Origin of the sequence: Fluviicoccus sp., assembly GCF_030646115.1 — a bacterium.
GTDB lineage: Bacteria > Pseudomonadota > Gammaproteobacteria > Pseudomonadales > Moraxellaceae > Fluviicoccus.
Map to the genome: position 1 here is coordinate 1 of NZ_JAUSMX010000009.1, position 22,328 is coordinate 22,328.

Consider the following 22,328-nt stretch of genomic DNA (forward strand, 5'->3'; position numbering starts at 1 on the left):
CCACCTGATCCCTTCCCGAACTCAGAAGTGAAACCACTCCGCGCCAATGGTAGTGTGGCATTCGCCATGTGAGAGTAGGTCATCGCCAGACATCAAATACCAAAAACCCCTTCAGGGTATCCTGAAGGGGTTTTTGATTTGCGGGAAAGAAAGAGGACGCTATAAGCAGGTTGACTTAAAGGAAAAATTCCGCAATATCATTCAATCATATATCTTAGTAAACAGGTGCGGTCATCACATGCAACTTCTCCGGCTATTGGCGGATGGTAAAACTCATTCTGGCGTCGAATTAGCATCGCAACTTTCCATAAGTCGAATGACTGTTTCGAACAGGGTGGCAGGGTGGGTCTCCAGTGGAGTTGCCATTGATGTCCTTCCTGGAAGGGGCTATCGCTTGGAGCGATCAATACAGTTTTTGGATCAAGATAAGGTGATGGAGAGGGTCGAAAAAATTTGTAAAGGCAAGATGCCGTTTGTCTGTATTAAGGAATCAATAGGCTCGACAAATGATATGGCGGCTCAATTAATGAGCACGTTTGGCTCACGAATTGTATGTTTGGCGGAATATCAGCAACAAGGTCGCGGACGCAGAGGAAGGGAGTGGTACACAACGCCGGGAGGGGGCTTTTACGGTTCATTTGCTTGGCACATTCAGACAGGATTCCATGCGCTTGAGGGGCTTAGTTTGGCTGTGGGTGTGGAATTAGTTGAGGTGCTGGAGCGTTTTGGAATAAACGGGGTCGGACTTAAGTGGCCTAATGACCTTGTAACTGAGTATGGAAAGCTGGGGGGGGTACTGATTGAGGTTAATGGGGAAGTTGAAGGGCCATGCGATGTAGTTGTCGGTATAGGTTTGAATATTCATATACCAGATCATGTTAAACAGAAGGTGCAGCAACCTGTGGTTGATCTTGTTTCGTTGACTCGGGAATTGCCTGACAAAGATCATCTGTCTGCTGAAATTATCATTGCGATCACGTTGCTGCTGGATTCATTTACCAGTAAAGGGTTTGGTTATTGGCGCGAACGCTGGCTGAGGCGGGATGCATTCGCGGGTAAAGACATCGTGTTGACGGGTGGGCATGAGCCGCTCAATGGCGTAGGTGCAGGAGTGAATGAGCAGGGGGCTTTGTTAGTCATGACCCCGACAGGGTTAAATATTTGCTATGGTGGGGAATTAACGCTAAGACGGGCTGAAACACAATGAGCCTGCAGTGCTTTCTTGATTTTGGTAATTCTCGGGTTAAGGCTTGGTTGTGCCTGGATAATGTTGTTCTGGAAAAGATCAGCCATGTACATCGGCTTGATGTGCACTCCTTCTTTACTGAGATGCCGGATTTATTTCAGCAAAGAATGGATTTTGTAGGGGTTACTTCAGTACTGGACGCCAAGTCGAACCATGAATTTGCTGTTCAGGCAGAACGCCAATGGGGAGTGCAGCCTCGCTTTGCTGAAAGTCAGGGGAACTGTTGTGGCGTCAGAAACGGGTATCGGCAACCGGAACAGTTGGGTGTTGATCGATGGATGAATATCCTGGCGGTTTCCGGGCAGGAAGGTGGGTGCTGCGTAGTCAGTTGCGGCACAGCAACGACCATTGACATGATAGAAGATGGCTCACATACGGGCGGATTCATTTTGCCCGGGTTTCAACTGCAGTTGCAGTCCTTGATACAAGGTACACAAAAAGTGCGACCTGGTGTTTTGTCTGACTCTGCGGTTTCACCGGGATGCTCTACGACGGAAGCGGTCCATAACGGGATTCTTCTTGGTCAGCTCAGCATGATAGAGCGGTGTTTTAATGACATGAGGCAACGTTTTGGAGGAGAGGGGCGGCTTGTTTTGACGGGTGGGGATGCAGACAAATTAGGCCCACACTTGGCATGCCCGCATGATATCATCCCCGAATTGGTCCTGGTTGGACTCAGGCGCTATTTCGATTTCGTTGTGTCTTCAGAAGAATAGAGGTTAAGGACATGCCGCTGATTTTTGGATTACTGGTGATCATAAATGCCGTTTTCCTGGCGTGGCAGTTTTATGAAAAACAGAATGCCGGCCAATCTGTAGTTGCTCAGGAGCAGATACCCGGAAAGCAGTTGCAATTGTTGAGCGAGAAGAAATCCAATTCAGAAAAGCCCAATGATGAGCAAGTCAATACGCCTAGGCAGTCTGCAGCGTCGGGTACCAGTTGCTTTCGTATAGGTCCCCTGCAAGATGAACTTATGGCTGAGCGGTTACGAACTGCATTGGTAAATAATGGCTTTGAAGTTCGCGTTGAAAGTTTTTCTCAGGATCAGTCGGGCTATCTGGTCTATATTCCTCCACAAGCCACTCGTGAAAAGGCTCAACAGGTTGCATCCGAGCTTGCATCAAGAGGTCTGGATGCGTCCGTTGTCAGTGATCCCCAGTTTGCGAATGCCGTAGCTTTGGGAACCTATCAAAGTAGTGAGCAGGCAGGCAACTTGAGGGGTAAGCTGGCCGGGATGGGATACCAAGCTGAGATTCGGCAGACTGGCAATGTTCGCAAGGAGCAATGGCTTAAGGTTGAAAGTGCGGGTAGCACCGCCAAATCACAAATTGAACGTTTGATTTCCGGCACCCCGAAAATACGGCGCGAGCCTGCTGCCTGTGAAAACTGATAATCTCATGCAGGAATCCCCCTCCCTTGTCTCGATTCGCGGGCTTTCGTTCAGTCGTGGTAGTCGCGTCATATTTGAAAATATTTCACTGGAAATCCCGCAAGGCAAAGTAACGGCCATCATGGGCCCTTCCGGATGCGGAAAGACTACGCTATTACGTTTTATTGGCGGTCAGCTTCGGCCTGATCAGGGCGAGGTGCTGCTGAATGGCGCGAATGTTCCCCGCATGAGCCGGGGTGAGCTTTTCAGGGCAAGGGAAAAAATAGGCATGCTGTTCCAGAGCGGTGCCTTGTTTACCGATTTGTCAGTGTATGAAAATGTGGCTTTCCCGTTACGGGCTCATACCCGGTTACCCGAAAACCTGATTCGTGAACTGGTGTTGATGAAGCTGGAGGCGGTCGGGCTGCGCGGCGCGATCGATTTGATGCCGGCAGAGCTTTCGGGAGGCATGAATCGTCGGGCTGCTTTGGCCCGTGCGATAGCACTCGATCCTGAGCTCATCATGTATGACGAGCCTTTCGCCGGTCAGGACCCTATTGTTAAGGGTGTTCTGGTCAGTCTGATCCGGACTTTGCGCGAGTCTTTGGGTTTGACCTCCATCATAGTTTCTCATGATGTGCCGGAAACACTTGAGATTGCGGACTATATTTATATTCTGGCCAATCGTCAGATTATTGGCCAAGGTACTCCTGATGAGTTGGTAAAGTCTGACTCACCTCTAGTGAACCAGTTTCTGCATGGCCGTCACGACGGTCCGGTCAAGTTTCATTATCCAGCCAAAACATATCGTGAAGAAACAGGGGCCTGATGGAATGATCGAGTTCATTCGCCGGCTGGGAAGTGATGCTCTTGCTCGCCTCCAATCGTTGGGTGCGGCGGGTATTTTTCTGTGGCACACCTTGGTCGCAATTCCCTCACCCAGAACAAGTTTTCCGCTTTTGATCAAGCAACTCTATGCTATCGGGGTCTTGTCGCTGGCCATTATTGTGGTGTCGGGTTTGTTTATTGGATTGGTTCTGGGGCTGCAAGGCTACAACATCCTGATTACATATGGCAGCGAGCAAGCTTTGGGCTCCATGGTGTCCCTGACCTTGGTCCGGGAATTGGGGCCTGTGGTGACGGCGCTGCTTTTTGCAGGCAGGGCCGGTTCGGCTTTAACGGCTGAAATCGGGCTGATGAAAGCTACGGAGCAGTTGGCCAGCATGGAAATGATCGGTGTCGACCCGCTGCGCCGCATTGTCGCGCCGAGGTTCTGGGCCGGTTTTATCAGCATGCCATTGCTAGCGGTTATTTTTTCTGCGGTTGGTATCCTGGGCGGCATGCTGGTAGGGGTTGAATGGCTTCATATCGATGCCAATTCATATTGGTCGAATATGCAGCGATCAACAGACTTCATGGATGATGTCGTGAACGGGATCATCAAGAGTGTCGTTTTTGGTGTAGTAGTGACCTGGATTGCAGTTTTTCAGGGTTACGATTGTGAGCCCACATCCGAGGGCATTTCCCTGGCGACCACACAAACAGTGGTTTATGGTTCGCTGGCGGTGCTGGGTCTTGACTTCATTCTTACCGCTGTGATGTTTGGAGGTTTTTGATGCGTACGCGTTCACTGGAACTGGCAGTCGGAACTTTTCTGGTGGCAGCTGTCCTCGCCCTGTTCTTCCTCGCCATCAAGGTTAGCGGTCTCGGTGATGAAACAAGCAAGCCCAGTTACCGGGTTTACGCCCATTTCCAGAATATTGGCGGCTTGACGCTCCGGGCCAAGGTGACCATGGCCGGAGTGACCATTGGCCGTGTTACCAACATTGAACTTGATCACAAACGCTTGAATGCGAAAGTGACACTGGATATTCATAAGGATGTCAATGAAATCAGCACGGATGTGGTTGCCAGTATTCTCACGGCCGGCTTGCTGGGGGAGAAATATATCGGACTGGTGCCCGGGGCCGATGACACATATCTCAAGGAAGGTGACGAAATCGAACAGACACAGTCATCCCTTGTACTAGAAGATCTGATTGGTAAGTTCCTGTTCAACAAGGCGACCGAGCAAAAGCCAGCCGAGGCCGCCACGACCGGGAAAGACGAATTCCAGTGAGGTTTTTATGAAGAGTGTCAAACACGGTGTCATCGGATATTTCATGGCGGTTTTGCTGCTGCTCAGTCCATGGGCATGGTCTGCGGAAAACCCTCGCGACATGTTGCAAAAGGCAGGTGACTCGCTCATTTCACGCCTGATCAAGGAAAAGGCTGCCTACAAAAAGGATCCGCAGATACTCTACGACATGGTGGAAGAGAATATCGAGCCATATGTCGATTTTGATGGGTTTTCCAAGGGGGTCATGGGGCAGTTCTATCGTCAGGCCACTGATAGCCAGAGGGCTCAGTTCAGTGCCACTTTCCGTAAAAGCCTGATCCGCACTTACGCCAACGGCATGGCCGCCTATGACAACCAGAAAATTGTCTTCAAGCCTTATGCCCCGGGTGATGACCCCAAGAAAGCGCAGGTTGATATGGATATCATGACCACCAGTAACGGCGCGGTTCCTGTTTCTTATCAATTGGTGCTGAATGGCAAAGGCGAGTGGAAAGTCAAAAATGTTATCATCAACGGCATGAATCTCGGTCTGACGTTCCGAAATCAGTTTGCGTCATCGGTTGAAAGCAGCCGGGGTAATCTGGATAAGGCTATTGTCAGCTTCATCCCTGCGGCGGAGTCCGCAAAAAAAGGCCCGTAATGGCATGACAGTACAACTCCGTTTTCAGGAAGGGCGCCTCCAGTTGGGAGGCGTTGTCAATTTTGACAATGCTTCGGATGTCTGCAATCAGGGATTAGCGCACCTGCGCGATGCCGGGAGCCTGATTATTGTGGATTTGCAGGGTTTGCAGAGCGGTGGCAGTATTGATGTCGCGGTGCTGTTGCAATGGGTTCGTGCGGCTGCCCGGGCAAAAAAACAGATACGGTTTGATCATGTGTCCGCAAAGTTGCAGGCCATAATCCGGGTAAGCGGCTTAAATGACGTCTTGCTCCTTGTAACTCCTTGATGGAAGTCGATATGAGTCCTGATGAAATACGATTACTGCTGACGGCATCCTTCCCGGACGCCCAGGAAGTCCAGGTCAGCGGAGAAGGTGGAAAGTTTCAGGTCATTGTTGTCAGTGAAACTTTTGTCGGCATGCGTCCGGTTGCCAAGCAACAGAGGGTGTACGCCCCTCTGAACGCCCACATCGCTAGCGGTGCCATTCATGCCGTGACCATGCAGACACTGACGCCGGAAGAGTGGCGGAAAATGCGGCTTTTCGGCTGACCTGAAAGAGAGTGGATCATGGATAAGCTGTTGATTACCGGCGGTAACCGCCTTGAGGGTGATGTCCGGATTTCCGGAGCCAAGAACTCGGCTTTGCCTTTGCTGGCAGCCACATTGTTGGCATCTACACCGATAACCCTGTCCAATGTACCGCATTTGCAGGATGTGACAACCCTGATCCAGTTGCTGGGTCGCATGGGGGTTACGGTCAGCATTAATGAAAAATGCGATGTCGAGGTAAACGCCAATACCTTGAGCACACCGATAGCGCCCTATGAGTTGGTGAAGACCATGCGCGCATCTATCTTTGTGCTGGGACCGCTGCTGGCGCGGTTTGGTGAGGCGCAGGTCTCTTTGCCGGGTGGCTGCGCCATCGGATCGCGTCCGGTAGACCAGCATCTTAAAGGTCTGGCGGCCTTGGGTGCGGAAATCACCGTCGAAAAGGGCTACGTTCACGCCCGAAGGCACGGTCGACTGCAAGGAGCCCGCTTTGTATTTGATATGGTGACGGTCGGCGGCACAGAAAACGTGCTTATGGCTGCAGCCTTGGCCGAAGGCCGGACGATTCTTGAGAATGCCGCCCGTGAGCCGGAAATTGTGGATCTGGCCAATATGCTGACCGCGATGGGCGCAAAGATCGAAGGTGCAGGCACGGACACCATCATCATTGATGGCGTGGAAAGCTTGAGTGGCTGCCATTACAGTGTCTGTCCAGACCGTATTGAAACCGGCTCCTATTTGGCGGCGGCGGCCATGACCGGTGGACGGGTGCGGGCAACACATACCGATCCCAAGCCGCTGGATGCGGTGCTGCTCAAGTTTCTGGAGATGGGCGCGAAGGTTCAGACCGGTCCGGACTGGATCGAGGTGGACATGGAGGGGCGCCGGCCACGCTCTGTCAGCTTCCGTACGGTGGCGCATCCGGGGTTTCCGACGGACATGCAGGCCCAATTCATGGCCATCCTGGCGGTTGCGGAGGGTACGGGGACCATCATGGAAACCATCTTCGAAAACCGTTTCATGCATGTGCCGGAGTTGAACCGGATGGGAGCCGGCATTCAGGTTGACGGTCATTTGGCGGTGGTGCGTGGCGTAGAAAAATTGTCCGGGGCGCCGGTGATGGCGACTGACTTGCGTGCATCGATGTCGCTGGTTTTGGCGGCGCTGGCGGCCGAAGGCGATACCCTGATTGACCGGATATATCATATCGATCGCGGTTATGAGCGGGTCGAGGAAAAGCTGGCGCAACTGGGGGCTAAAATCCGCCGTGTATCTAACCGTGGTGGTGCCTGATGCCCCGATTGACCATTGCCCTGTCCAAGGGGCGTATCCTCAAGGATACCTTGCCGCTGCTGAAGGAAGCCGGCATTGAGTTGCTGGAAGATCCGGAAAAAAGCCGCAAGTTGATTTTTCCGACCACGCATCCGGAAGTACAAATCGTCATTATCCGCGCAACGGATGTGCCTACGTATGTCGAAAATGGTGCGGCTGATCTGGGTGTCGCCGGTAAGGATGTGTTGATGGAGCATGGCGCTGGCGGGGTTTACGAACCTCTGGATCTGGATATTGCCAAGTGTCGCTTGATGGTGGCCGGTCCGGTCAATGCGCCGGTCGTCGAGGGCCGTTTGCGGATAGCCACCAAGTTCGTCAATTTGACCCGTCAGTATTATGCGGAAAAAGGCGAGCAGGTTGAGGTGATCAAGCTTTATGGCTCCATGGAACTGGCTCCGCTGATGGGCTTGGCTGATCGTATTGTGGATGTTGTTGATACTGGCAAGACCCTCAAGGAAAACGGTCTGGAACCGACCGAGCTGATTGCCCATGTCTCGTCGAGGCTGATTGTCAATAAGGCCAGCTTTAAGCGTAAGGCTGAAATTGTTCAGCCGCTGATCCGTCAATTGGCGGATGCGGTTGCCCGCAAGCGTGTCGGCTGAACGAAGCCGGCTGTTTTCGTCCGCCTATTGCAGGAATATCTCCGATGATGATTCGCCGTCTTGATACCAAGGCTGAGAGCTTTGCGTCTGAACTGGATGCCTTGCTGGCATGGGAAGCCGTCAGTGACGGTCGCTTGCAATCGGCGGTGGACGCCATCGTACAAGAGGTACGGCATAACGGCGATGACGCGTTGCTGGATTATACGGCTCGCTTCGACCGGCTGCAGGTATCAGCGATGTCCGGGCTGACCATGACGCCCGGACAGTTACAGGCCGCCTATGAAAATTTGCCTGAAAGCGAGCGCCATGCCCTGAATGTGGCGGCTGAGCGCATTCGTCGTTACCACGAGCACCAGAAGGCCGTTTCCTGGGAGTACACCGAGGCCGATGGCACTCGTCTTGGTCAGCAGGTTACGCCGCTGGACCGGGTCGGCATTTATGTCCCCGGCGGAAAAGCCAGTTATCCTTCTTCCGTATTGATGAATGCCATACCGGCCCGGGTGGCGGGTGTTACGGAAATCATCATGTGCGTGCCGACCCCAGGCGGTGAAACAAACATGTTGGTGATGGCGGCGGCCTGGTTGGCCGGTGTCAGCCGGGTATTCACGATTGGTGGCGCGCAGGCCGTGGCGGCGCTGGCGTATGGGACGGAAAGTGTGCCGCGCGTCGACAAGATAGTCGGCCCCGGCAACAGTTATGTTGCGACGGCCAAGCGTCAGGTTTTCGGGCAAGTCGGCATCGACATGATTGCCGGGCCTTCGGAAATACTGGTGTACTGTGATGGTAAGACTTCGCCGGACTGGATAGCCATGGATCTATTCTCCCAGGCCGAACATGACGAAATGGCCCAGTCCATCCTGATCAGTGAGGATGGTGCATTTCTGGATGCCGTGGAGGAGGCCTTGAGCCGGCTGTTGCCGACGCTGGATCGGGAGGCCATCGCCCGCACCTCACTGTCCGGCCGTGGCGCCCTGATCCGGGTTCAAAACCGGGATGAGGCCTTGGCGTTGATCAACCGTATCGCTCCGGAGCATCTGGAACTGTCGGTAGAAGCCCCTGAGGAGTTGTTGCCCTCAATTCGCCATGCCGGCGCTATTTTCATGGGGCGGTTTACCCCCGAGGCGCTGGGGGATTATTGCGCTGGTCCCAATCATGTGTTGCCTACGTCCGGCACCGCCCGTTTCTCTTCCCCATTGGGTGTGTATGATTTTCAGAAACGTTCCAGTCTGATTTATTGCTCGGCAGCTGGAGCCAGTGAGCTGGCCAAGGTGGCTTCGGTGCTGGCGCGCGGAGAAGGATTGACTGCGCATGCCCGTTCCGCAGAGTACCGGATTTTGGACAGGGAGGACTGAAATGAGTCTAGCCGACCGTTTTGTGGCCTTTGCCGAGGCAGGAAACCAGCAGCGCCTGTCGCTGCGGGATGGCAGCGTGCTTCAGGGCTGGATCATGGAAATTACCGAAGACGCCATGTTGGTCAGTACCGGAGCTGGTGAGTCCGGCAAGGATAACTGGGTGAAGTTACAGGATATAGACGAGGCTACATTGGCTTATTGGGACGCCCGTCAGCAAGCGTGGCTGCGTTTTCTGCTGCCCTGATTCCAGCCGTTCATTGATCCATCCTTCCTGGAGCGCCAGACCATGTCCGATTTGTTGTCCCTGATTCGCCCCGAAATTCGGGAGCTAAGCGCTTACCATGTGGCTGATGCTGCCGGGTTGGTCAAGCTGGATGCCATGGAAAACCCTTATGAATGGGATATGTCCCTCAGGAATGCATGGCTGGAACACCTGAAAAGCGTCAACCTGAATCGGTATCCGCACCCGCATGCTCCCGCCGTCAAGGCCGGTCTGCGCGAAGTCATGGATATCCCACCCGGCATGGAAATCATGCTCGGCAACGGTTCCGACGAAATCCTGCAAATCCTGTTGATGGCCTTGGCCCGGCCCGGCGCCACGGTGCTGGCGGTGGAGCCGTGCTTCGTGATGTATCGCTTCGTCGCACGGTTTGCCGGTATGGAATACGTGGGCGTTCCGCTGAATGATGATTTCAGTTTGCATACGGAAGCGGTTTTGGCGGCAATTGCTGTGCATCGCCCGGCTGTCATTTTTCTGGCCGAGCCCAACAATCCCACCGGAAACAAATATGACCCGCAAGCGGTGAGGGCGATCATCGAGGCATCGCCCGGTTTCGTGGTGCTCGATGAAGCGTATTTGCCGTTTACAGACGGTGATGCCATGCCCTTGTTGCAGGTGTATCCGAATGTGCTGGTGATGCGGACGCTGTCGAAGGTGGGTTTGGCAGGGCTGAGGTTGGGGTTTCTGGTCGGCCGACCGGATGTGCTGGGTGAGCTGGAAAAAATCCGCCTGCCTTACAATATCAATATCCTGAGCCAGGCCAGTGCCGAGTTCGCACTGGCGCATTATGCCGTGTTTCAGGAACAGGCAACCCGGATTCGGGCGGAGCGTTCCCGGTTGTTTGAGGGGTTGTCGCGTTTGCCGGGATGGAGCATTTTTCCTTCTGAGGCCAATTTCATTCTGGCCAGAACACCGGGCGGTCAGGCCAAGGCGATATTTGCCGCGTTGAAGGCGAAAGGTATTCTGATCAAGATTCTGGATGGCGCACACCCCTTGCTGGGCGACTGCCTGCGTTTTACGGTCGGTTTGCCGGAAGAAAACGATGCCGTGCTGAAAATCTTGCAAGAGTTGTCGTGAGCTTGCCGAAGGTAGTACAGCCGTGGGCTGTATCACCTTCGGCACGCGGTATTACTCCTCTGTGCGTTGATCGGCCTGAGGTCGTTTGGCCACTGTGACGACGATGTCGATTCCCCGACGCTCCCGCTTGAGGCGCACAGTGACACGGGAGTCCGGCTTGATGGCGCCGATGCGGTTGATCAGTTGGCCGGCATCCGTAACTTTCTGACCGTCAATGGTCAGGATGATGTCGCCGGATTGAATGCCTGCCTCGTCAGCCGGTCCGCCATGCACCACCCCGGCTATCTCGACGCCTGCCGTAACTTCCCCGACACCGGCACTGAAGTTGCTGTCACCTTGTTTGACCTCAACTCCCAGCCAGCCCCGAACCACTTGCCCGTGCTGGATGATTTCCAGCATCACTTGCTGCGCCAGTTTTGCCGGGATGGCAAAACCGATGCCCAGAGAGCCGCCCGAGCGGGAGTAAATGGCGGAGTTGATACCCACCAGATTGCCCGCGACATCAATCAGCGCGCCGCCGGAGTTGCCCGGATTGATGGCGGCGTCGGTCTGGATGAAATCCTCATAGGTATTGATGCCCAGGCCGTTTCTCCCCAGTGCTGAAATGATGCCTTGCGTGACAGTCTGGCCGACACCGAACGGGTTGCCGATGGCCAGCACGACATCGCCCACCTGGTTAGGCGAGGCTTTGAAGGGCAGGGCCGGCAAATTCTTCAGATCAATCCGGATGACGGCCAGGTCACTTTCCGGGTCGGTGCCGATGACCTTGGCTTTGGCCTTGCGGCCATCGTGCAGGGCAACGATGATCTCCCCGGCCTGGCTGACGACGTGGTTGTTGGTGAGAATATAGCCATCGGTCGAGACGATTACGCCGGAGCCCAGCCCGGCATTGGTGTTGGGCGGTGCATCCGGAACATTCTGGTTCTCAAAAAAGCGCCGGAAAAAGGGGTCATCCATCAGCGGGTGGCGCCGAGGCTTGACGGTTTCAGTGGTGTAGATGTTGACGACAGCCGGAGCCGCCACTCTGACGGTGTCTGCGTAGGACACAACCACCCCCTGATTTGCCGGCAAGATGGCCGGGCGCTCCTGGCTGAGGGCAACGGGCGGTGGATTACTTTCGTTTGCAGCTTTTTCCTTGGGCTGGCAGCCGGAAAGTACCAGGATCAATGCCGAGCCGGTCAATAGGAGTCGGGTGGGATGCTTATTCATACACAAGTCCTGTCGGCGGAATGCTGGGTGAATTATATTTAGGGACGGATGTGATCAGTGCAAGGCCTCTATCAGGAAATCGTATGGCAACGTTAACGCAGGTTGTGAATCTGTTACAGGACACCCTCCAGCCCGGTTTCTACCAGGACTATTGCCCCAATGGCTTGCAGGTGGGTGGGCGTGAGGAAGTCAGGCTGGTGGTGTCCGGCGTCACGGCCTGTCAGGCGCTGATTGACGAGGCTGTGTGTTTGGGAGCGGATGCCCTTCTGGTTCACCACGGTTATTTCTGGAAAGGCGAGAGTCCCTGCATCACCGGTATGAAGATGAACCGGCTGAAAACCTTGCTGGTCAACGATATTTCATTGTTGGCTTATCATCTGCCTCTGGATGGGCACCCTGAGTACGGTAATAACGTCCAGTTGGCAGCCAGATTGGGCTTGCCAGTCAGTGGGCTGTTGTATCCGGACAATCCGCGTCAGGTTGGAAATATTGCTGAACTGGATGCGGCCATCAGTGCGGAGGTCTTATCCAGCCGGCTGCATCAGGCGCTGGGCCGTGCGCCACTCTGGATCAGTGGTGGCCCTGAGCACATCCGCCGGATCGGATTTTGTACAGGCGGTGCGCAAAGCTTCATTGAGCAGGCAGTGCTGATGGGTTGTGATGCCTATATCAGCGGTGAAATTTCCGAACCCACGGTCCATTTCGCCAGGGAGACGGGCATTCATTATTTTGCGGCCGGCCATCATGCGACGGAGCGTTATGGGGTGCAGGCGCTTGGCGCGCTTTTGGCCGAAAGATTGGGCATTGAACACAGGTTTGTGGATATCGCCAATCCGGTTTGATGATGGTCGTCAGGCCGCGATTTACAGACGGATGAGAAAAGCCGTTACTTCCTCGCGGTCATGATACAGCTGCTTCACCTGTAGCCGGTACTTCACGCGCCCGCGCGACAGGATATCGTCCATCAACTCCAGGCAGCGCTCCAGTTCCTCAAAGCGCTTCTTCATGGGCAGCTTGAGATTGAAGACGGCGCGCTGCGCATCGCCGTCCGCAATCCAGGCGGCAATGGTCTGCGCCACTCGCGCCGGGCTTTCAATCATGTCGCAAACCAGCCAGGTTACCGGGCGTTCCGGCCGGAAATGGAAGCCATCCACCCGCAGGTGTTCCACCTGGCCGCTTTGCATCAGCGTCTTGTCCATGGGTCCATTGTCGATAGCGGTGACTTGCAATCCCCGTTTGACCAACTGCCAGGTCCAGCCGCCCGGCGCCGCGCCGAGGTCAACCGCCGTCAAGCCTTCCCGCAGCCATTCATCGCGCTCGGCTTGATCCATGAATGTGAGAAACGCTTCTTCCAGCTTCAGGGTGGAACGGCTTGGCGCTTCACGGGGAAATTTCAGGCGCAGGATGCCTTGGGGCCAAGGAGCCGAATTATCCGGCATTGAATAGCCGATATAGACGTTGGCGGAATCCAGGAAAAACAAATGCAGGGTGCGAGTGGCTTTATTGCGCAGAATACCGCGCTTGTCGAGCACCGATTTCAGGGTGTTGCCAAACGCCTTGAAGAACCCGCTGAGGCCATTGCCGTCGTTGGTGTCCGGGCTTTCCAGCACCAGTTCGCGAAAAGCTTGGCCGCTTAGGCGCGTAACCAGCGGGGTGATGCGGTCCTGCGGGTCCAGGGTAAGCGGCTCGCTGTCAGGCAGGAATATCAATTGCCGGGCGAATACCAGATCGGTCCAGCGGGGAGCGGATGGGCCGTCCTGCGGTAATTCCTCTCCACAAAAGAGAACATGGGCGCTATCGGGCCGCCCTTTGGCGAAACCGTTCCAGCCCTTACGTGCGGCGTGATGCTGTAATTCGGAAGCGGCTTCTTTTTCGAAGCCCGGCCGGCAGTAAATCAGATAAGCGTTGGTCATTGGGCTCTTTTGTCATGTTTGAAGGATGCGGGTCAGTGGCGGGCTGAGCGGGTGGCGGGTTGTCGCGGTCGGGAGGTTTCCCATGGGTCGGGAGTTAAAAGTATTCCAGAATAACACTGGACCCTGACAGGCATCCAAACGATCAAGGAAGCAGGCGGCAGCTTTGCCGGTATAGGTCTGTTCCAGTTTGATATCATGATCATCGTCAAAGCGCCGGATGGCGGCCAAAGCTTCCGGCGTGGATTCGCCGTAGCCCGGTCCATAATACGTATCGAGCAGGACGGGGCGCGGGGGAGGGAAGGCTATACCCCCCGGCAGATGCTTGCTCAGGAACACATGAGCGGTGCGGATCTGGCTGAAAACCGTGTCCGGGGTGCAGGCCGGGATCAGGCCCAGGCGAGCGGGGGCAACGCGAACCCCGACAACCCGGGTTTGCATGCCGGCGAGTCGGCAGCCCAAAGTCAGTCCCGCCAAGGTTGAGCCGGAACCCACTGGAATCACTATTTCCTCCGGTTCAGGTAACTGTCCTTCCGCAATCTGCGCCTTCAATTCAAACGCAGCATTGACATAGGCGTAAGTTGCCGCCGGATTGGCGCATCCCGCAAAGAGAAAGTAGTGATCCGGCAACAAGCGCCGGGGATGCAGGTAAAAGCGTAGGGCTGTCTGGAAAAGGCTGCCGCAATAATCAAGTTTGGCTCCCAACTGCTGCATGGCCAGCAGGTTGGCGCGAACAATGGCGCTGGGTGGCTGGTCGAACAACAGCACCCGGCAGCGTATACCTTCCTGATGGCAAGCGAGAGCCGTGGCCAAACCGGCGTTGGTGCCGACAGCGCCAAAAGTGATGACTTCGCGAACCTGCCGCTGCCGCCATTCGCCGATAATGAATTCCAGTTTGCGGATTTTGTTGCCGCCATAGAGCGGATGCGTCAGATCATCATGCTTGACCCAAGCCTGACCATGGCTGTCCAAGGCGCTAACCGGTGTTGGCAGGGCAGCAATACCGGCACAAGGCAAAACACCCTGAAGGGACGGGTATTGCTGGAGTAACGGGTGCATGCGGGCGGCTGCCTCCGGTTTATTTCAGGCCGAACTCTTCGTCGAGTGTGCCTTTGTCCTCCGGACTCTTGGTGGCATAGTCGCGGGGAGGCATTACGCTGGCCAGAAACTTGTCGTCATTTAGCATGGCCGGGTGGGGAAAGGCGTCTTGCGGAGCTTCCAGGCCGATGAAGGCGTTGGCGGGATTAGCCCCGGCATGGCGCTGGTTGTCAGCGCAGAGGTCGCGGGCGCCACGTTGAAGGTGGTCATGGGTCTCGCGATAGGCGTTGGTCAGGTTGTTGACCAATTGTGCCGTATGGGCGAAGTGTCCGGTGACTGCCTGCTGGTAGCTTTCATACTTGCCCTGCAGCGCCGTCAGATGGTTTTCCAGCTCACGCACCCGGTTATCGTTGTTCTTGTAGAACAGGAAAGCGTAGCCCAGCGCAAAGCCCAGCGCAAAAACGACCAGGTATCCCAGCCACACCATGTTCCACCCTCCCATACTGCCCGTGCTGTAATTGTTGGCGATTGGCTTGCCAGTCTATAACATTCGCACTGAAAATGATTGCCGAGTCCGCAAATGTCTGTATCCAGTCATGTTCCGGGGCCAGTCGGTCCCCTGCAAGTCCGCTTCACCCTACCACCGAACCCCAAAGGCGGGCAAGTGGCGGTCATTTGTCACCCGCATCCGCTTCATGAAGGCAACATGAACAACAAGGTAGTGAGCACTCTGGAGCGCGCTTGCCGGGATTCCGGGCTGCCGGTTGCCGTGTTCAACTTCCGTGGGGTTGGCGAGAGCGCCGGAGTGCATGATCATGCGGTGGGTGAAATTGATGACTGTCTGGCGGTCATTGACTGGGCTGTCAGGGAGGCCGGAGCGTCGTCGCTGGTGCTGGGAGGGTTTTCCTTCGGATCCTATGTGGCGGCGGCGGCATCCACGCGTCTGCAGCCGGGCCTGAAGCTTCGTCAATTGTTACTGATCGCGCCGCCGGTTCATCATTATCCGATGGCTTCGCTCGGTTTGACTCCGGATACGCTAGTGGTTCAGGGCGATGCAGACGAAATAGTGCCGCCGGAAGCGGTGTATGCCTGGGCGGGCCAGGCCGGGCTGCTGGTGGAGCGCCTGTCCGGCTGCTCGCATTTTTTTCATGGCCGACTGCCTGAACTCAAGCAAATTGTGGTGAACCAACTGATATGACCGATCCCTTGCTGAATCCGCGTCAAAAATACCTGAAGGATGTCGACAGCGGCGAATTCAAGCCCGATGAGGCCCAAGCGGCGGCGGTGGAGGCGTTGCAGCGTATCTGGGAGGCGCTGGAGGCTCGTTATCAGGCCTCGCAGACCAAGCGTGGGCTGGCGCGGCGCAAGCTGGCCAAGGAGTCCCTGTTGCCTGTGCAGGGGCTTTACCTGTGGGGCGGGGTTGGGCGCGGCAAAACCTATCTGATGGATTTGTTTTTTGATGCCTTGCCGTTCCGCCGTAAAATGCGCATGCATTTCCATCGCTTCATGCAGCGGGTGCATCAGGAGTTGCGGACTTTGTCCGGCGAGTCCGACCCTCTGGAAAAAGTGGCAGACCGGATTCGTGCGGAGGCCGTCGTGATTTGTTTCGACGAGTTCTTCGTCTCCAATATCACCGATGCCATGATTCTCAAGAATCTGTTCGAGGCGCTGTTTGCGCGAGGTGTGACTCTGGTGGCAACCAGTAATATCGTGCCCGAAAGACTCTACGAGAACGGCCTGCAGCGTGACCGATTCCTGCCCGCCATTGCCATGGTGCAGCGGTTCTGCCAGGTGCTGAATGTGGATTCCGGCATCGATTACCGCCTGCGGGTGTTGACGCATGTCGAGTTGTATCATTCGCCGCTGGATGCGCAAGCAAATGCCAGCCTGCAGCGCAGTTTCAGTGAGTTGTCTCATGGCGCCCATGTTTACGAAGGGGATTTCCTGGTGAATGAACGGGTGGTCCGGGTGAAAGCGCGTACCGATGATGTGCTCTGGTGCGAGTTTGACGAGTTGTGCGAGATGCCGCGCAGCGCCCAGGACTACATTGAGTTGGCCCGGGAATATCACACGGTGCTGGTGAGTAATGTGCCGCAAATGGGGGAGTTGCGCGACAATGCCGCCCGCCGTTTCATCAACATGATTGATGAGTTTTATGATCGCCAAGTGAAAGTGATTTTGTCGGCAGAAGCGCCGATTGCCGAGATCTACACCCGGGGACGGCTGAACTTTGAAATTCGCCGCACCCAAAGCCGGTTACAGGAAATGCAGTCACTGGAGTATCTGCAACTGCCCCATTTGCCGTAAGGTAGAAGCAGCAAAGCATGGGGTGCAGCAATGATGAGCTATGAAGATCAGCAGCGGCAGGCCGTTGCCGCCTGGAGTCGTCAATCACCGGGGCGTCTGACGGCGCTGATGTCCTCGGGCCTGGCGCCGGTGGCGTATCTGGTGGACAAGATTGTTCCCCCGGCTGCGATTCACTCAGCGCTGGAGGCTGCCTGCAGCCTGGGTGAGCGGCTGACGACTCCGTCAGTCATTCTTCAAAAGTCCGGCGTCAGCAAGATTGCGGATTTACAACAGGCCGGGCTGGAAATATGCGATGATCTCGCCGACAGCGTTCATGATCGCGCCATCGCCATGGCGGCGGCAGAAGGCGGATTGACAGGCGCCGCCGGTCTGGCCGGTATTGCTCTGGATATTCCGGGTTTGATGACGCTGTCGCTGCGCACAATTTACCAGACCGGGCTTTGTTACGGTTTTGAGTTAAAGGGAGAGGAAGGGCGGCACTTGGCTTTGAAGATTTTCAGCCTTGCCAGCGCCAATTCACTCAAGGAAAAAGAGGCCGCCTTAGTCAGTCTGGTGGCGATGCGGCAGATGCTGTTGCAGCAATCCTGGAGTCAGATCCAGAGCGCAGCCACGACCGCGCTCGGCAAGGAAGCGGTGGTGATTGCGTTGCGCGATGTCGCCCGCCAGCTGGGCGTCAACCTGACCAAACGCAAGGCGGTCAATGTGGTGCCTGTCATCGGCGCCGCCATTGGCGCCGCCATCAATGCGGGCTTTGTCAAGGATGTAGGATGGGCGGCCCGGCGTACTTTCCAGGAGATGCGGCTGGCGGACCCAGATATTCTGGCATGACGGTACGTCCGTGACCGTCATTTATTGACAGGGCCGGAATTTAAATTTGCGTTTTAATGAAATACCGGCCTGCGGGCTGTTGTCAAAGCGGCGGGCGTTGAGTAAGATTCACACCCTATTTTTGCAGGGCGATTTTGCCCTGTGTACACTTGCATAAAGGCGTTGTAACATGAAAACGATCAGTGCCAAGCCAGAAACCGTCAAGCGCGACTGGTATGTGGTTGACGCATCCGGCAAGACGCTGGGTCGTCTGGCTTCCGAAATTGCCAGCCGTCTGCGCGGCAAGCACAAGCCCGTATACACACCGCATGTGGACACGGGCGACTACATCATTGTCGTGAATGCCGCCAAGGTTGCCGTGACCGGTAACAAGGGTGAAGACAAGATGTATTATCGTCACTCCGGTTACACGGGTGGCATCAAGAGCATCAACTTCAATAAGTTGATCGCCACCAAGCCTGAACTGGTTATCGAGAATGCTGTCAAGGGCATGCTGCCGAAAGGCCCTCTGGGTTATGCCATGTTCAGCAAACTGAAAGTCTACGGCGGTGCCGAGCATCCGCATACCGCCCAGCAGCCTCAGGCTCTGGATATTTAAGGGGTAGTCCATGACTGCAGCAGCAACGAATTATGGCACTGGCCGTCGCAAGACTGCGACTGCCCGCGTATTCCTGAAGCCCGGCACCGGTGCTATCACGATTAACAACCGCACCATTGATGTCTATTTCGGCCGCGAAACCGCCCGCATGATCGTGCGTCAGCCGCTGGAACTGATTGAAGGCGCCGACAAGTTTGATGTCTATGTCACCGTCAGCGGCGGCGGCATCGGCGGTCAAGCCGGTGCAATCCGCCACGGTATCACCCGTGCGCTGGTTGAATATGATGAGACCTTGAAGTCGGCCTTGCGCCAGGCTGGTTTCGTGACCCGCGACTCCCGCGAAGTCGAGCGCAAGAAGCTCGGTCTGCGCAAGGCGCGTAAACGTCCCCAGTACTCCAAGCGTTAATTCGCTGGTTGTATGCTCAGTCCCCGGCTTGCCGGGGATTGTTGTTTTTGCGGCAGGAAAGGCCGGCTGTGGGGCTAATTCCCTTGTAAGGCTATGGCTTTTCCCTTGTAACAACACGTAAATTTATTTAGTATTGCGTGGCTTTTAGGTGGGCTTTGCGGCGACTGGCTGCACGGCCCTGTTGTGCTTGTTTGGGGAGTGCGTGAATGAGTACTGACGGCGTTAATCATGGCCGCCGAAGGATGCTGATCGGCGCCACCGCAGCCGTAGGGGCTGTCGGGGTGGTAGGGGCGGCTGTCCCGTTTGTGAAGTCCTGGAATCCCAGCGCCAAGGCGAAAGCCGCCGGTGCTCCGGTGACTGCGGATATCAGCCGACTGGAGCCGGGCCAGCAGATGACGGTGGAGTGGCGTGGCAAGCCGGTATGGGTGGTGCGGCGCACCCCCGAAAGTCTGGCTACCCTGAAGAAAGTGGCCGGAGACCTGCGTGATCCGGAGTCTGCAGAGTCGCTGCAGCCGGATGCCGCCAAGAACGAGCATCGTTCCATCAAGCCCGAATTCCTGGTGCTAGTGGGCATTTGCACTCACTTGGGGTGTTCGCCGCTGTACCGTCCGGAAGTCGCTCCGGCGGATCTCGGGCCAACTTATCAAGGGGGCTTTTTCTGTCCGTGTCATGGCTCAACCTACGACATGGCGGGCCGTGTCTTCAAGGGTGTGCCCGCGCCGACGAACCTGGAAGTCCCGCCTTACCGGTACGATAGCGATGCTGTCATTACCATTGGGGAGTCTGCCTGATGAACAAGTTGCTCTCTAACCTGATGGGCTGGGTGGATGCCCGGTTTCCGGCGACGGAAACCTATAAATACCACATGTCCGAATACTACGCGCCGAAGAACTTCAACTTCTGGTACTTCTTCGGTGTGCTGTCCATGGTGGTTCTGGTCAACCAGTTGCTCACCGGTTTCTGGCTGACCATGATGTACAGCCCCACCGCCGAAGGTGCGTTCGACTCCATCGAATACATCATGCGGGATGTGGAATACGGCTGGGTAATCCGCTACATGCACTCCACGGGGGCCTCAGCGTTCTTTGTGGTGGTCTATCTGCACATGTTCCGGGGGCTGCTCTACGGCTCCTACCAGAAGCCTCGCGAGCTGGTCTGGGTCATTGGCATGGCAATTTACCTTTGTCTGATGGCGGAAGGTTTCTTCGGTTACCTGCTGCCTTGGGGCAACATGTCCTACTGGGGCGCCCAGGTGATTCTGAATCTGGTCGGTGCCATCCCTGTCGTGGGCGATGCTCTGGTGACCTGGGTTCGGGGTGACTTCCTGATTTCCGGCGCCACCCTGAACCGTTTCTTTGCGATACATGTGGCTGTGATCCCGTTGATTCTGTGCGCCTTGGTGTTCATCCACCTCGTTGCCTTGCATCATGTTGGTTCCAACAACCCGGACGGTGTGGATATCAAGAAGAACAAGGGTGCAGACGGCAAGCCGCTGGATGGCATACCCTTCCATCCGTATTACACCGTGCATGACCTGGTCGGTATTGTGGTGTTCCTGGCCGTGTTCGCTACCGTGATTTTCTTCTTCCCGGATGGCGGCGGTTATTTCCTGGAAAAGCCGAACTATGAGCCGGCCAATCCCATGAAGACACCACCGCACATTGCACCGGTCTGGTATTACACGCCTTACTACGCCATCCTGCGCGCCGTGCCTTCCAAGCTGGGTGGTGTGATTGCCATGGGCGGCGCCATCGCCATCCTGTTTGTATTGCCGTGGCTGGATCGCAGCCCCGTGAAGTCCATCCGCTACAAGGGCTGGATGAGCAAGACCTGGCTGGCGCTTTTTGTCATCAGCTTCGTGGGTCTCGGCTACTTGGGTGCTGTTCCTTCCGATCCGGTCAAGACGATTATTTCCCGTGTCTTGACGGTGCTGTATTTCCTGTTCTTCCTGCTGATGCCGTTCTACACGTCGATTGAGACCTGCAAGCGGCCTCCGAAGCGTGTTACGGGGGGGGGTCACTGATGAAAAAACTGTTCATGATGCTGATGCTCATGCTGAGCCCGGCCCTTGTTCAGGCTGCGGGTGTCACATGCGGTGATATTCCGCATTGTCACAAGGCGCCGGTGGATTTGCACAACAAGGAGTCATTGCAGAATGGCGCCAAGTTGTTCATCAGCTACTGCATGGGATGCCACTCCGCCAAGTACCTGCGCTATGAGCGCATGGCGCAGGATCTTGATATTGATCCGAAGCTGGTGGCCGAGTACATGATGTTCACTACCGACAAGGTGGGCGACGCCATGGACCCCAAGTTCAACCAGAAGGACCAGGCGAAATGGTTTGGCAATGCACCGCCAGACCTGTCTCTGGAAACCCGCCTCCGGAGTCCGGACTGGGTTTACACCTATCTGCTGAACTTCTATCCGGATGCCAAGCGCCCTTGGGGTGTTAACAACCGGGTGTTCAAGGATGTGGCCATGCCGCATGTGCTGGGTGATCTGGAAGAAGAGCTGGGTCCTGAAGGTTATGAAGAGGCTGTGGGCGACCTCACCAACTTCATGACGTATATGGCCGAGCCGATCCGCACCGAGCGTGAACGACTGGGTATCTTTGTCTTGCTGTTCCTGGCGCTGTTGTTCGTGCCGGTGTACCTGCTGAACAAAGAGTACTGGAAAGATGTAAAATAAGGCTGTTCACGGCGAGTTCGTGACGGGGTCAAGGCCCCGGAGCCTTCTGGAAAAGGGCAACGCCATCCCGGTGTCGCCCTTTTTTCTTTTCTGCGGAGTACTGCATGAGTGTTGCCAGTCACCGTTTTGCCCTGACCTTGTTTGTGGGTGCGGATATTCGGAGTCATTGGCTAAGGTTGGTTGTGGCTGAAAAGAAGTTGACGGCGGATATCCGGGAGTTGCCGGTCGAGGAGTTACCGGCGGATGTTCTGGCGCAAAACCCCTATGGCACCTTGCCGGTGCTGGTGGATCGGGATATATGCCTGCACGATGCCCGTGTCGCCATGGAATATGTAGATGAGCGTTTTCCGCAGCCGCCTTTGCAGCCGTCAGGTCCGGTTGAGCGTGCGCGGCAACGCCAGTTGGCAGGACGAATTGAACGTGAGTGGTGCCGTCCCGCAGAGCTGATCCTGAACGGCTCCGGGGGGGCGGAGGCGATTCGGTTGCGGAAGCATTTGCGGGAAAGCCTGATGGCTGTCAGTCCGGTCTTTAATGACTTACCGTATTTCATGAGCCAGGATTTCACCTTGCTGGATTGCATGCTGGCGCCGATCATATGGCGTTTGCCGCAATTGGGCCTGGACCTGCCGGAGAAACCCTGCAAGGGATTGTTAAGATATCGCGAGCGCTTGATGGCAAGGCCGGGGTTTCAGCAAAGCATCCGCACCGTCGCTTCGCGCGAGGAGTGGTCTTGAACGAGGGCGTCCGGACGTGAGGC

General features: G+C 55.8%; 29 protein-coding genes and 1 rRNA gene. 26 read left to right on the top strand and 4 right to left on the bottom strand.

The window, feature by feature from the left end:
• The 15 genes from rrf to hisC form a co-directional block, all read left to right on the top strand.
• Window positions 1–91 (top strand): 5S ribosomal RNA (gene rrf / locus Q7T36_RS05775); the annotation flags it as partial.
• A 147-nt stretch (window positions 92–238) separates the two neighbouring features.
• Complete coding sequence (locus tag Q7T36_RS05780; RefSeq protein ID WP_304845012.1) at window positions 239–1,207, top strand: biotin--[acetyl-CoA-carboxylase] ligase; 969 nt, start codon at window positions 239–241, stop codon at window positions 1,205–1,207.
• Window positions 1,204–1,962: a type III pantothenate kinase gene (locus Q7T36_RS05785; protein WP_304845014.1), complete on the top strand. Its 759-nt coding sequence runs from the start codon at window positions 1,204–1,206 to the stop codon at window positions 1,960–1,962. The genes Q7T36_RS05780 and Q7T36_RS05785 overlap by 4 nt, the downstream gene beginning before the upstream one ends.
• 11 nt (window positions 1,963–1,973) lie before the next feature.
• Entirely contained in the window at window positions 1,974–2,636 is a 663-nt protein-coding gene (locus Q7T36_RS05790) for an SPOR domain-containing protein (protein WP_304845017.1), read from the top strand.
• A 7-nt stretch (window positions 2,637–2,643) separates the two neighbouring features.
• Entirely contained in the window at window positions 2,644–3,444 is an 801-nt protein-coding gene (locus Q7T36_RS05795; RefSeq protein ID WP_304845021.1) for an ATP-binding cassette domain-containing protein, read from the top strand.
• A gap of 7 nt (window positions 3,445–3,451) precedes the next feature.
• On the top strand, window positions 3,452–4,231 hold the full coding sequence (gene mlaE / locus Q7T36_RS05800; RefSeq protein WP_370690078.1) for a lipid asymmetry maintenance ABC transporter permease subunit MlaE: 780 nt from the start codon (window positions 3,452–3,454) through the stop codon (window positions 4,229–4,231).
• Complete coding sequence (mlaD, locus tag Q7T36_RS05805; protein ID WP_304845025.1) at window positions 4,231–4,734, top strand: outer membrane lipid asymmetry maintenance protein MlaD; 504 nt, start codon at window positions 4,231–4,233, stop codon at window positions 4,732–4,734. Before mlaE ends, mlaD begins: the two co-directional genes overlap by 1 nt.
• 43 nt (window positions 4,735–4,777) lie before the next feature.
• Window positions 4,778–5,374, top strand: a complete 597-nt coding sequence (locus Q7T36_RS05810) for a phospholipid-binding protein MlaC (RefSeq protein WP_304845027.1) — start codon at window positions 4,778–4,780, stop codon at window positions 5,372–5,374.
• 4 nt (window positions 5,375–5,378) lie between these two features.
• Window positions 5,379–5,681 (top strand): lipid asymmetry maintenance protein MlaB, encoded by a 303-nt coding sequence (locus Q7T36_RS05815; protein ID WP_304845029.1) that lies wholly within the window; start codon window positions 5,379–5,381, stop codon window positions 5,679–5,681.
• An 11-nt stretch (window positions 5,682–5,692) separates the two neighbouring features.
• Window positions 5,693–5,944: a BolA family protein gene (locus tag Q7T36_RS05820; protein WP_304845032.1), complete on the top strand. Its 252-nt coding sequence runs from the start codon at window positions 5,693–5,695 to the stop codon at window positions 5,942–5,944.
• A gap of 18 nt (window positions 5,945–5,962) precedes the next feature.
• Window positions 5,963–7,237 carry a UDP-N-acetylglucosamine 1-carboxyvinyltransferase gene (gene murA, locus Q7T36_RS05825; protein ID WP_304845035.1) on the top strand — a complete coding sequence of 425 codons (1,275 nt, stop codon included), beginning with the start codon at window positions 5,963–5,965 and terminating at the stop codon, window positions 7,235–7,237.
• Window positions 7,237–7,878: an ATP phosphoribosyltransferase gene (gene hisG, locus Q7T36_RS05830; protein WP_304845038.1), complete on the top strand. Its 642-nt coding sequence runs from the start codon at window positions 7,237–7,239 to the stop codon at window positions 7,876–7,878. The genes murA and hisG overlap by 1 nt, the downstream gene beginning before the upstream one ends.
• Window positions 7,879–7,928: 50 nt before the next feature.
• Window positions 7,929–9,230, top strand: a complete 1,302-nt coding sequence (gene hisD, locus Q7T36_RS05835) for a histidinol dehydrogenase (RefSeq protein ID WP_304846546.1) — start codon at window positions 7,929–7,931, stop codon at window positions 9,228–9,230.
• Window position 9,231: 1 nt separating this feature from the next.
• Window positions 9,232–9,474 (top strand): hypothetical protein, encoded by a 243-nt coding sequence (locus Q7T36_RS05840; protein WP_304845041.1) that lies wholly within the window; start codon window positions 9,232–9,234, stop codon window positions 9,472–9,474.
• A 42-nt stretch (window positions 9,475–9,516) separates the two neighbouring features.
• Window positions 9,517–10,587 (top strand): histidinol-phosphate transaminase, encoded by a 1,071-nt coding sequence (gene hisC, locus Q7T36_RS05845; RefSeq protein WP_304845043.1) that lies wholly within the window; start codon window positions 9,517–9,519, stop codon window positions 10,585–10,587.
• A 51-nt stretch (window positions 10,588–10,638) separates the two neighbouring features.
• On the opposite strand, the gene Q7T36_RS05850 is transcribed toward hisC, so the two are convergent.
• Window positions 10,639–11,469: a S1C family serine protease gene (locus Q7T36_RS05850; protein ID WP_370690079.1), complete on the bottom strand. Its 831-nt coding sequence runs from the start codon at window positions 11,467–11,469 to the stop codon at window positions 10,639–10,641.
• Between the two features lie 10 nt (window positions 11,470–11,479).
• On the opposite strand from Q7T36_RS05850, the gene Q7T36_RS17980 reads away from it, so the two are divergent.
• Window positions 11,480–11,584, top strand: a complete 105-nt coding sequence (locus tag Q7T36_RS17980) for a hypothetical protein (protein ID WP_370690080.1) — start codon at window positions 11,480–11,482, stop codon at window positions 11,582–11,584.
• Window positions 11,585–11,879: 295 nt separating this feature from the next.
• Window positions 11,880–12,638: a Nif3-like dinuclear metal center hexameric protein gene (locus Q7T36_RS05855; protein WP_304846549.1), complete on the top strand. Its 759-nt coding sequence runs from the start codon at window positions 11,880–11,882 to the stop codon at window positions 12,636–12,638.
• 21 nt (window positions 12,639–12,659) lie between these two features.
• On the opposite strand, the gene rlmM is transcribed toward Q7T36_RS05855, so the two are convergent.
• Genes rlmM through Q7T36_RS05870 form a run of 3 tightly spaced genes read right to left on the bottom strand, consistent with a single transcriptional unit; the run spans window position 12,660 to window position 15,231 of the window.
• On the bottom strand, window positions 12,660–13,709 hold the full coding sequence (rlmM, locus tag Q7T36_RS05860; RefSeq protein WP_304845049.1) for a 23S rRNA (cytidine(2498)-2'-O)-methyltransferase RlmM: 1,050 nt from the start codon (window positions 13,707–13,709) through the stop codon (window positions 12,660–12,662).
• A 12-nt stretch (window positions 13,710–13,721) separates the two neighbouring features.
• Entirely contained in the window at window positions 13,722–14,765 is a 1,044-nt protein-coding gene (locus tag Q7T36_RS05865; RefSeq protein ID WP_304845052.1) for a 1-aminocyclopropane-1-carboxylate deaminase/D-cysteine desulfhydrase, read from the bottom strand.
• Window positions 14,766–14,784: 19 nt separating this feature from the next.
• A complete protein-coding gene (locus tag Q7T36_RS05870; RefSeq protein ID WP_304845055.1) occupies window positions 14,785–15,231 on the bottom strand; it encodes a YhcB family protein in 447 nt (148 codons plus the stop codon).
• Window positions 15,232–15,324: 93 nt separating this feature from the next.
• Between Q7T36_RS05870 and Q7T36_RS05875 the strand changes: the two genes are divergently transcribed.
• The 9 genes from Q7T36_RS05875 to Q7T36_RS05915 all read left to right on the top strand — a co-directional run bounded on the left by Q7T36_RS05875 (window position 15,325) and on the right by Q7T36_RS05915 (window position 22,305).
• The gene (locus Q7T36_RS05875) at window positions 15,325–15,942 is read left to right on the top strand and encodes an alpha/beta hydrolase (RefSeq protein ID WP_304845058.1); all 618 of its coding nucleotides are present in this window, start codon (window positions 15,325–15,327) and stop codon (window positions 15,940–15,942) included.
• Between the two features lie 11 nt (window positions 15,943–15,953).
• Entirely contained in the window at window positions 15,954–17,051 is a 1,098-nt protein-coding gene (gene zapE, locus Q7T36_RS05880) for a cell division protein ZapE (RefSeq protein WP_304846553.1), read from the top strand.
• Between the two features lie 30 nt (window positions 17,052–17,081).
• The gene (locus Q7T36_RS05885; RefSeq protein WP_304845061.1) at window positions 17,082–17,879 is read left to right on the top strand and encodes an EcsC family protein; all 798 of its coding nucleotides are present in this window, start codon (window positions 17,082–17,084) and stop codon (window positions 17,877–17,879) included.
• A gap of 169 nt (window positions 17,880–18,048) precedes the next feature.
• On the top strand, window positions 18,049–18,477 hold the full coding sequence (gene rplM, locus Q7T36_RS05890) for a 50S ribosomal protein L13 (RefSeq protein WP_304845064.1): 429 nt from the start codon (window positions 18,049–18,051) through the stop codon (window positions 18,475–18,477).
• Window positions 18,478–18,487: 10 nt separating this feature from the next.
• Window positions 18,488–18,883, top strand: a complete 396-nt coding sequence (rpsI, locus tag Q7T36_RS05895; RefSeq protein WP_304845067.1) for a 30S ribosomal protein S9 — start codon at window positions 18,488–18,490, stop codon at window positions 18,881–18,883.
• Window positions 18,884–19,089: 206 nt separating this feature from the next.
• Window positions 19,090–19,674 (top strand): ubiquinol-cytochrome c reductase iron-sulfur subunit, encoded by a 585-nt coding sequence (petA, locus tag Q7T36_RS05900; protein ID WP_304845069.1) that lies wholly within the window; start codon window positions 19,090–19,092, stop codon window positions 19,672–19,674.
• Between the two features lie 23 nt (window positions 19,675–19,697).
• Window positions 19,698–20,906, top strand: coding sequence for a cytochrome bc complex cytochrome b subunit (locus tag Q7T36_RS05905; RefSeq protein ID WP_304846556.1), 1,209 nt, complete (start codon window positions 19,698–19,700; stop codon window positions 20,904–20,906).
• 29 nt (window positions 20,907–20,935) lie between these two features.
• Window positions 20,936–21,571, top strand: a complete 636-nt coding sequence (locus Q7T36_RS05910) for a cytochrome c1 (protein ID WP_370690081.1) — start codon at window positions 20,936–20,938, stop codon at window positions 21,569–21,571.
• A 104-nt stretch (window positions 21,572–21,675) separates the two neighbouring features.
• A complete protein-coding gene (locus Q7T36_RS05915; protein ID WP_304845076.1) occupies window positions 21,676–22,305 on the top strand; it encodes a glutathione S-transferase N-terminal domain-containing protein in 630 nt (209 codons plus the stop codon).
• The last annotated feature ends 23 nt before the right edge of the window (window positions 22,306–22,328 follow it).

What these genes read in the sequence shown, in the direction of transcription:
- Q7T36_RS05790 (WP_304845017.1), top strand. Translation starts at nt 1,974, where the DNA reads ATGCCGCTGATTTTTGGATTACTGGTGATCATAAATGCCGTTTTCCTG.
- Q7T36_RS05795 (WP_304845021.1), top strand. Translation starts at nt 2,644, where the DNA reads ATGCAGGAATCCCCCTCCCTTGTCTCGATTCGCGGGCTTTCGTTCAGT.
- Q7T36_RS05910 (WP_370690081.1), top strand. Translation starts at nt 20,936, where the DNA reads ATGCTGAGCCCGGCCCTTGTTCAGGCTGCGGGTGTCACATGCGGTGAT.
- Q7T36_RS05865 (WP_304845052.1), bottom strand. Translation starts at nt 14,765, where the DNA reads ATGCACCCGTTACTCCAGCAATACCCGTCCCTTCAGGGTGTTTTGCCT.
- Q7T36_RS05810 (WP_304845027.1), top strand. Translation starts at nt 4,778, where the DNA reads ATGGCGGTTTTGCTGCTGCTCAGTCCATGGGCATGGTCTGCGGAAAAC.
- rlmM (WP_304845049.1), bottom strand. Translation starts at nt 13,709, where the DNA reads ATGACCAACGCTTATCTGATTTACTGCCGGCCGGGCTTCGAAAAAGAA.
- hisG (WP_304845038.1), top strand. Translation starts at nt 7,237, where the DNA reads ATGCCCCGATTGACCATTGCCCTGTCCAAGGGGCGTATCCTCAAGGAT.
- Q7T36_RS05885 (WP_304845061.1), top strand. Translation starts at nt 17,082, where the DNA reads ATGATGAGCTATGAAGATCAGCAGCGGCAGGCCGTTGCCGCCTGGAGT.
- Q7T36_RS05915 (WP_304845076.1), top strand. Translation starts at nt 21,676, where the DNA reads ATGAGTGTTGCCAGTCACCGTTTTGCCCTGACCTTGTTTGTGGGTGCG.
- rplM (WP_304845064.1), top strand. Translation starts at nt 18,049, where the DNA reads ATGAAAACGATCAGTGCCAAGCCAGAAACCGTCAAGCGCGACTGGTAT.
- murA (WP_304845035.1), top strand. Translation starts at nt 5,963, where the DNA reads ATGGATAAGCTGTTGATTACCGGCGGTAACCGCCTTGAGGGTGATGTC.
- rpsI (WP_304845067.1), top strand. Translation starts at nt 18,488, where the DNA reads ATGACTGCAGCAGCAACGAATTATGGCACTGGCCGTCGCAAGACTGCG.
- hisC (WP_304845043.1), top strand. Translation starts at nt 9,517, where the DNA reads ATGTCCGATTTGTTGTCCCTGATTCGCCCCGAAATTCGGGAGCTAAGC.
- Q7T36_RS05870 (WP_304845055.1), bottom strand. Translation starts at nt 15,231, where the DNA reads ATGGTGTGGCTGGGATACCTGGTCGTTTTTGCGCTGGGCTTTGCGCTG.
- Q7T36_RS05820 (WP_304845032.1), top strand. Translation starts at nt 5,693, where the DNA reads ATGAGTCCTGATGAAATACGATTACTGCTGACGGCATCCTTCCCGGAC.
- Q7T36_RS05855 (WP_304846549.1), top strand. Translation starts at nt 11,880, where the DNA reads ATGGCAACGTTAACGCAGGTTGTGAATCTGTTACAGGACACCCTCCAG.
- mlaD (WP_304845025.1), top strand. Translation starts at nt 4,231, where the DNA reads ATGCGTACGCGTTCACTGGAACTGGCAGTCGGAACTTTTCTGGTGGCA.
- Q7T36_RS05785 (WP_304845014.1), top strand. Translation starts at nt 1,204, where the DNA reads ATGAGCCTGCAGTGCTTTCTTGATTTTGGTAATTCTCGGGTTAAGGCT.
- Q7T36_RS05875 (WP_304845058.1), top strand. Translation starts at nt 15,325, where the DNA reads ATGTCTGTATCCAGTCATGTTCCGGGGCCAGTCGGTCCCCTGCAAGTC.
- petA (WP_304845069.1), top strand. Translation starts at nt 19,090, where the DNA reads ATGAGTACTGACGGCGTTAATCATGGCCGCCGAAGGATGCTGATCGGC.
- Q7T36_RS05905 (WP_304846556.1), top strand. Translation starts at nt 19,698, where the DNA reads ATGGGCTGGGTGGATGCCCGGTTTCCGGCGACGGAAACCTATAAATAC.
- Q7T36_RS05815 (WP_304845029.1), top strand. Translation starts at nt 5,379, where the DNA reads ATGACAGTACAACTCCGTTTTCAGGAAGGGCGCCTCCAGTTGGGAGGC.
- Q7T36_RS05840 (WP_304845041.1), top strand. Translation starts at nt 9,232, where the DNA reads ATGAGTCTAGCCGACCGTTTTGTGGCCTTTGCCGAGGCAGGAAACCAG.
- Q7T36_RS05780 (WP_304845012.1), top strand. Translation starts at nt 239, where the DNA reads ATGCAACTTCTCCGGCTATTGGCGGATGGTAAAACTCATTCTGGCGTC.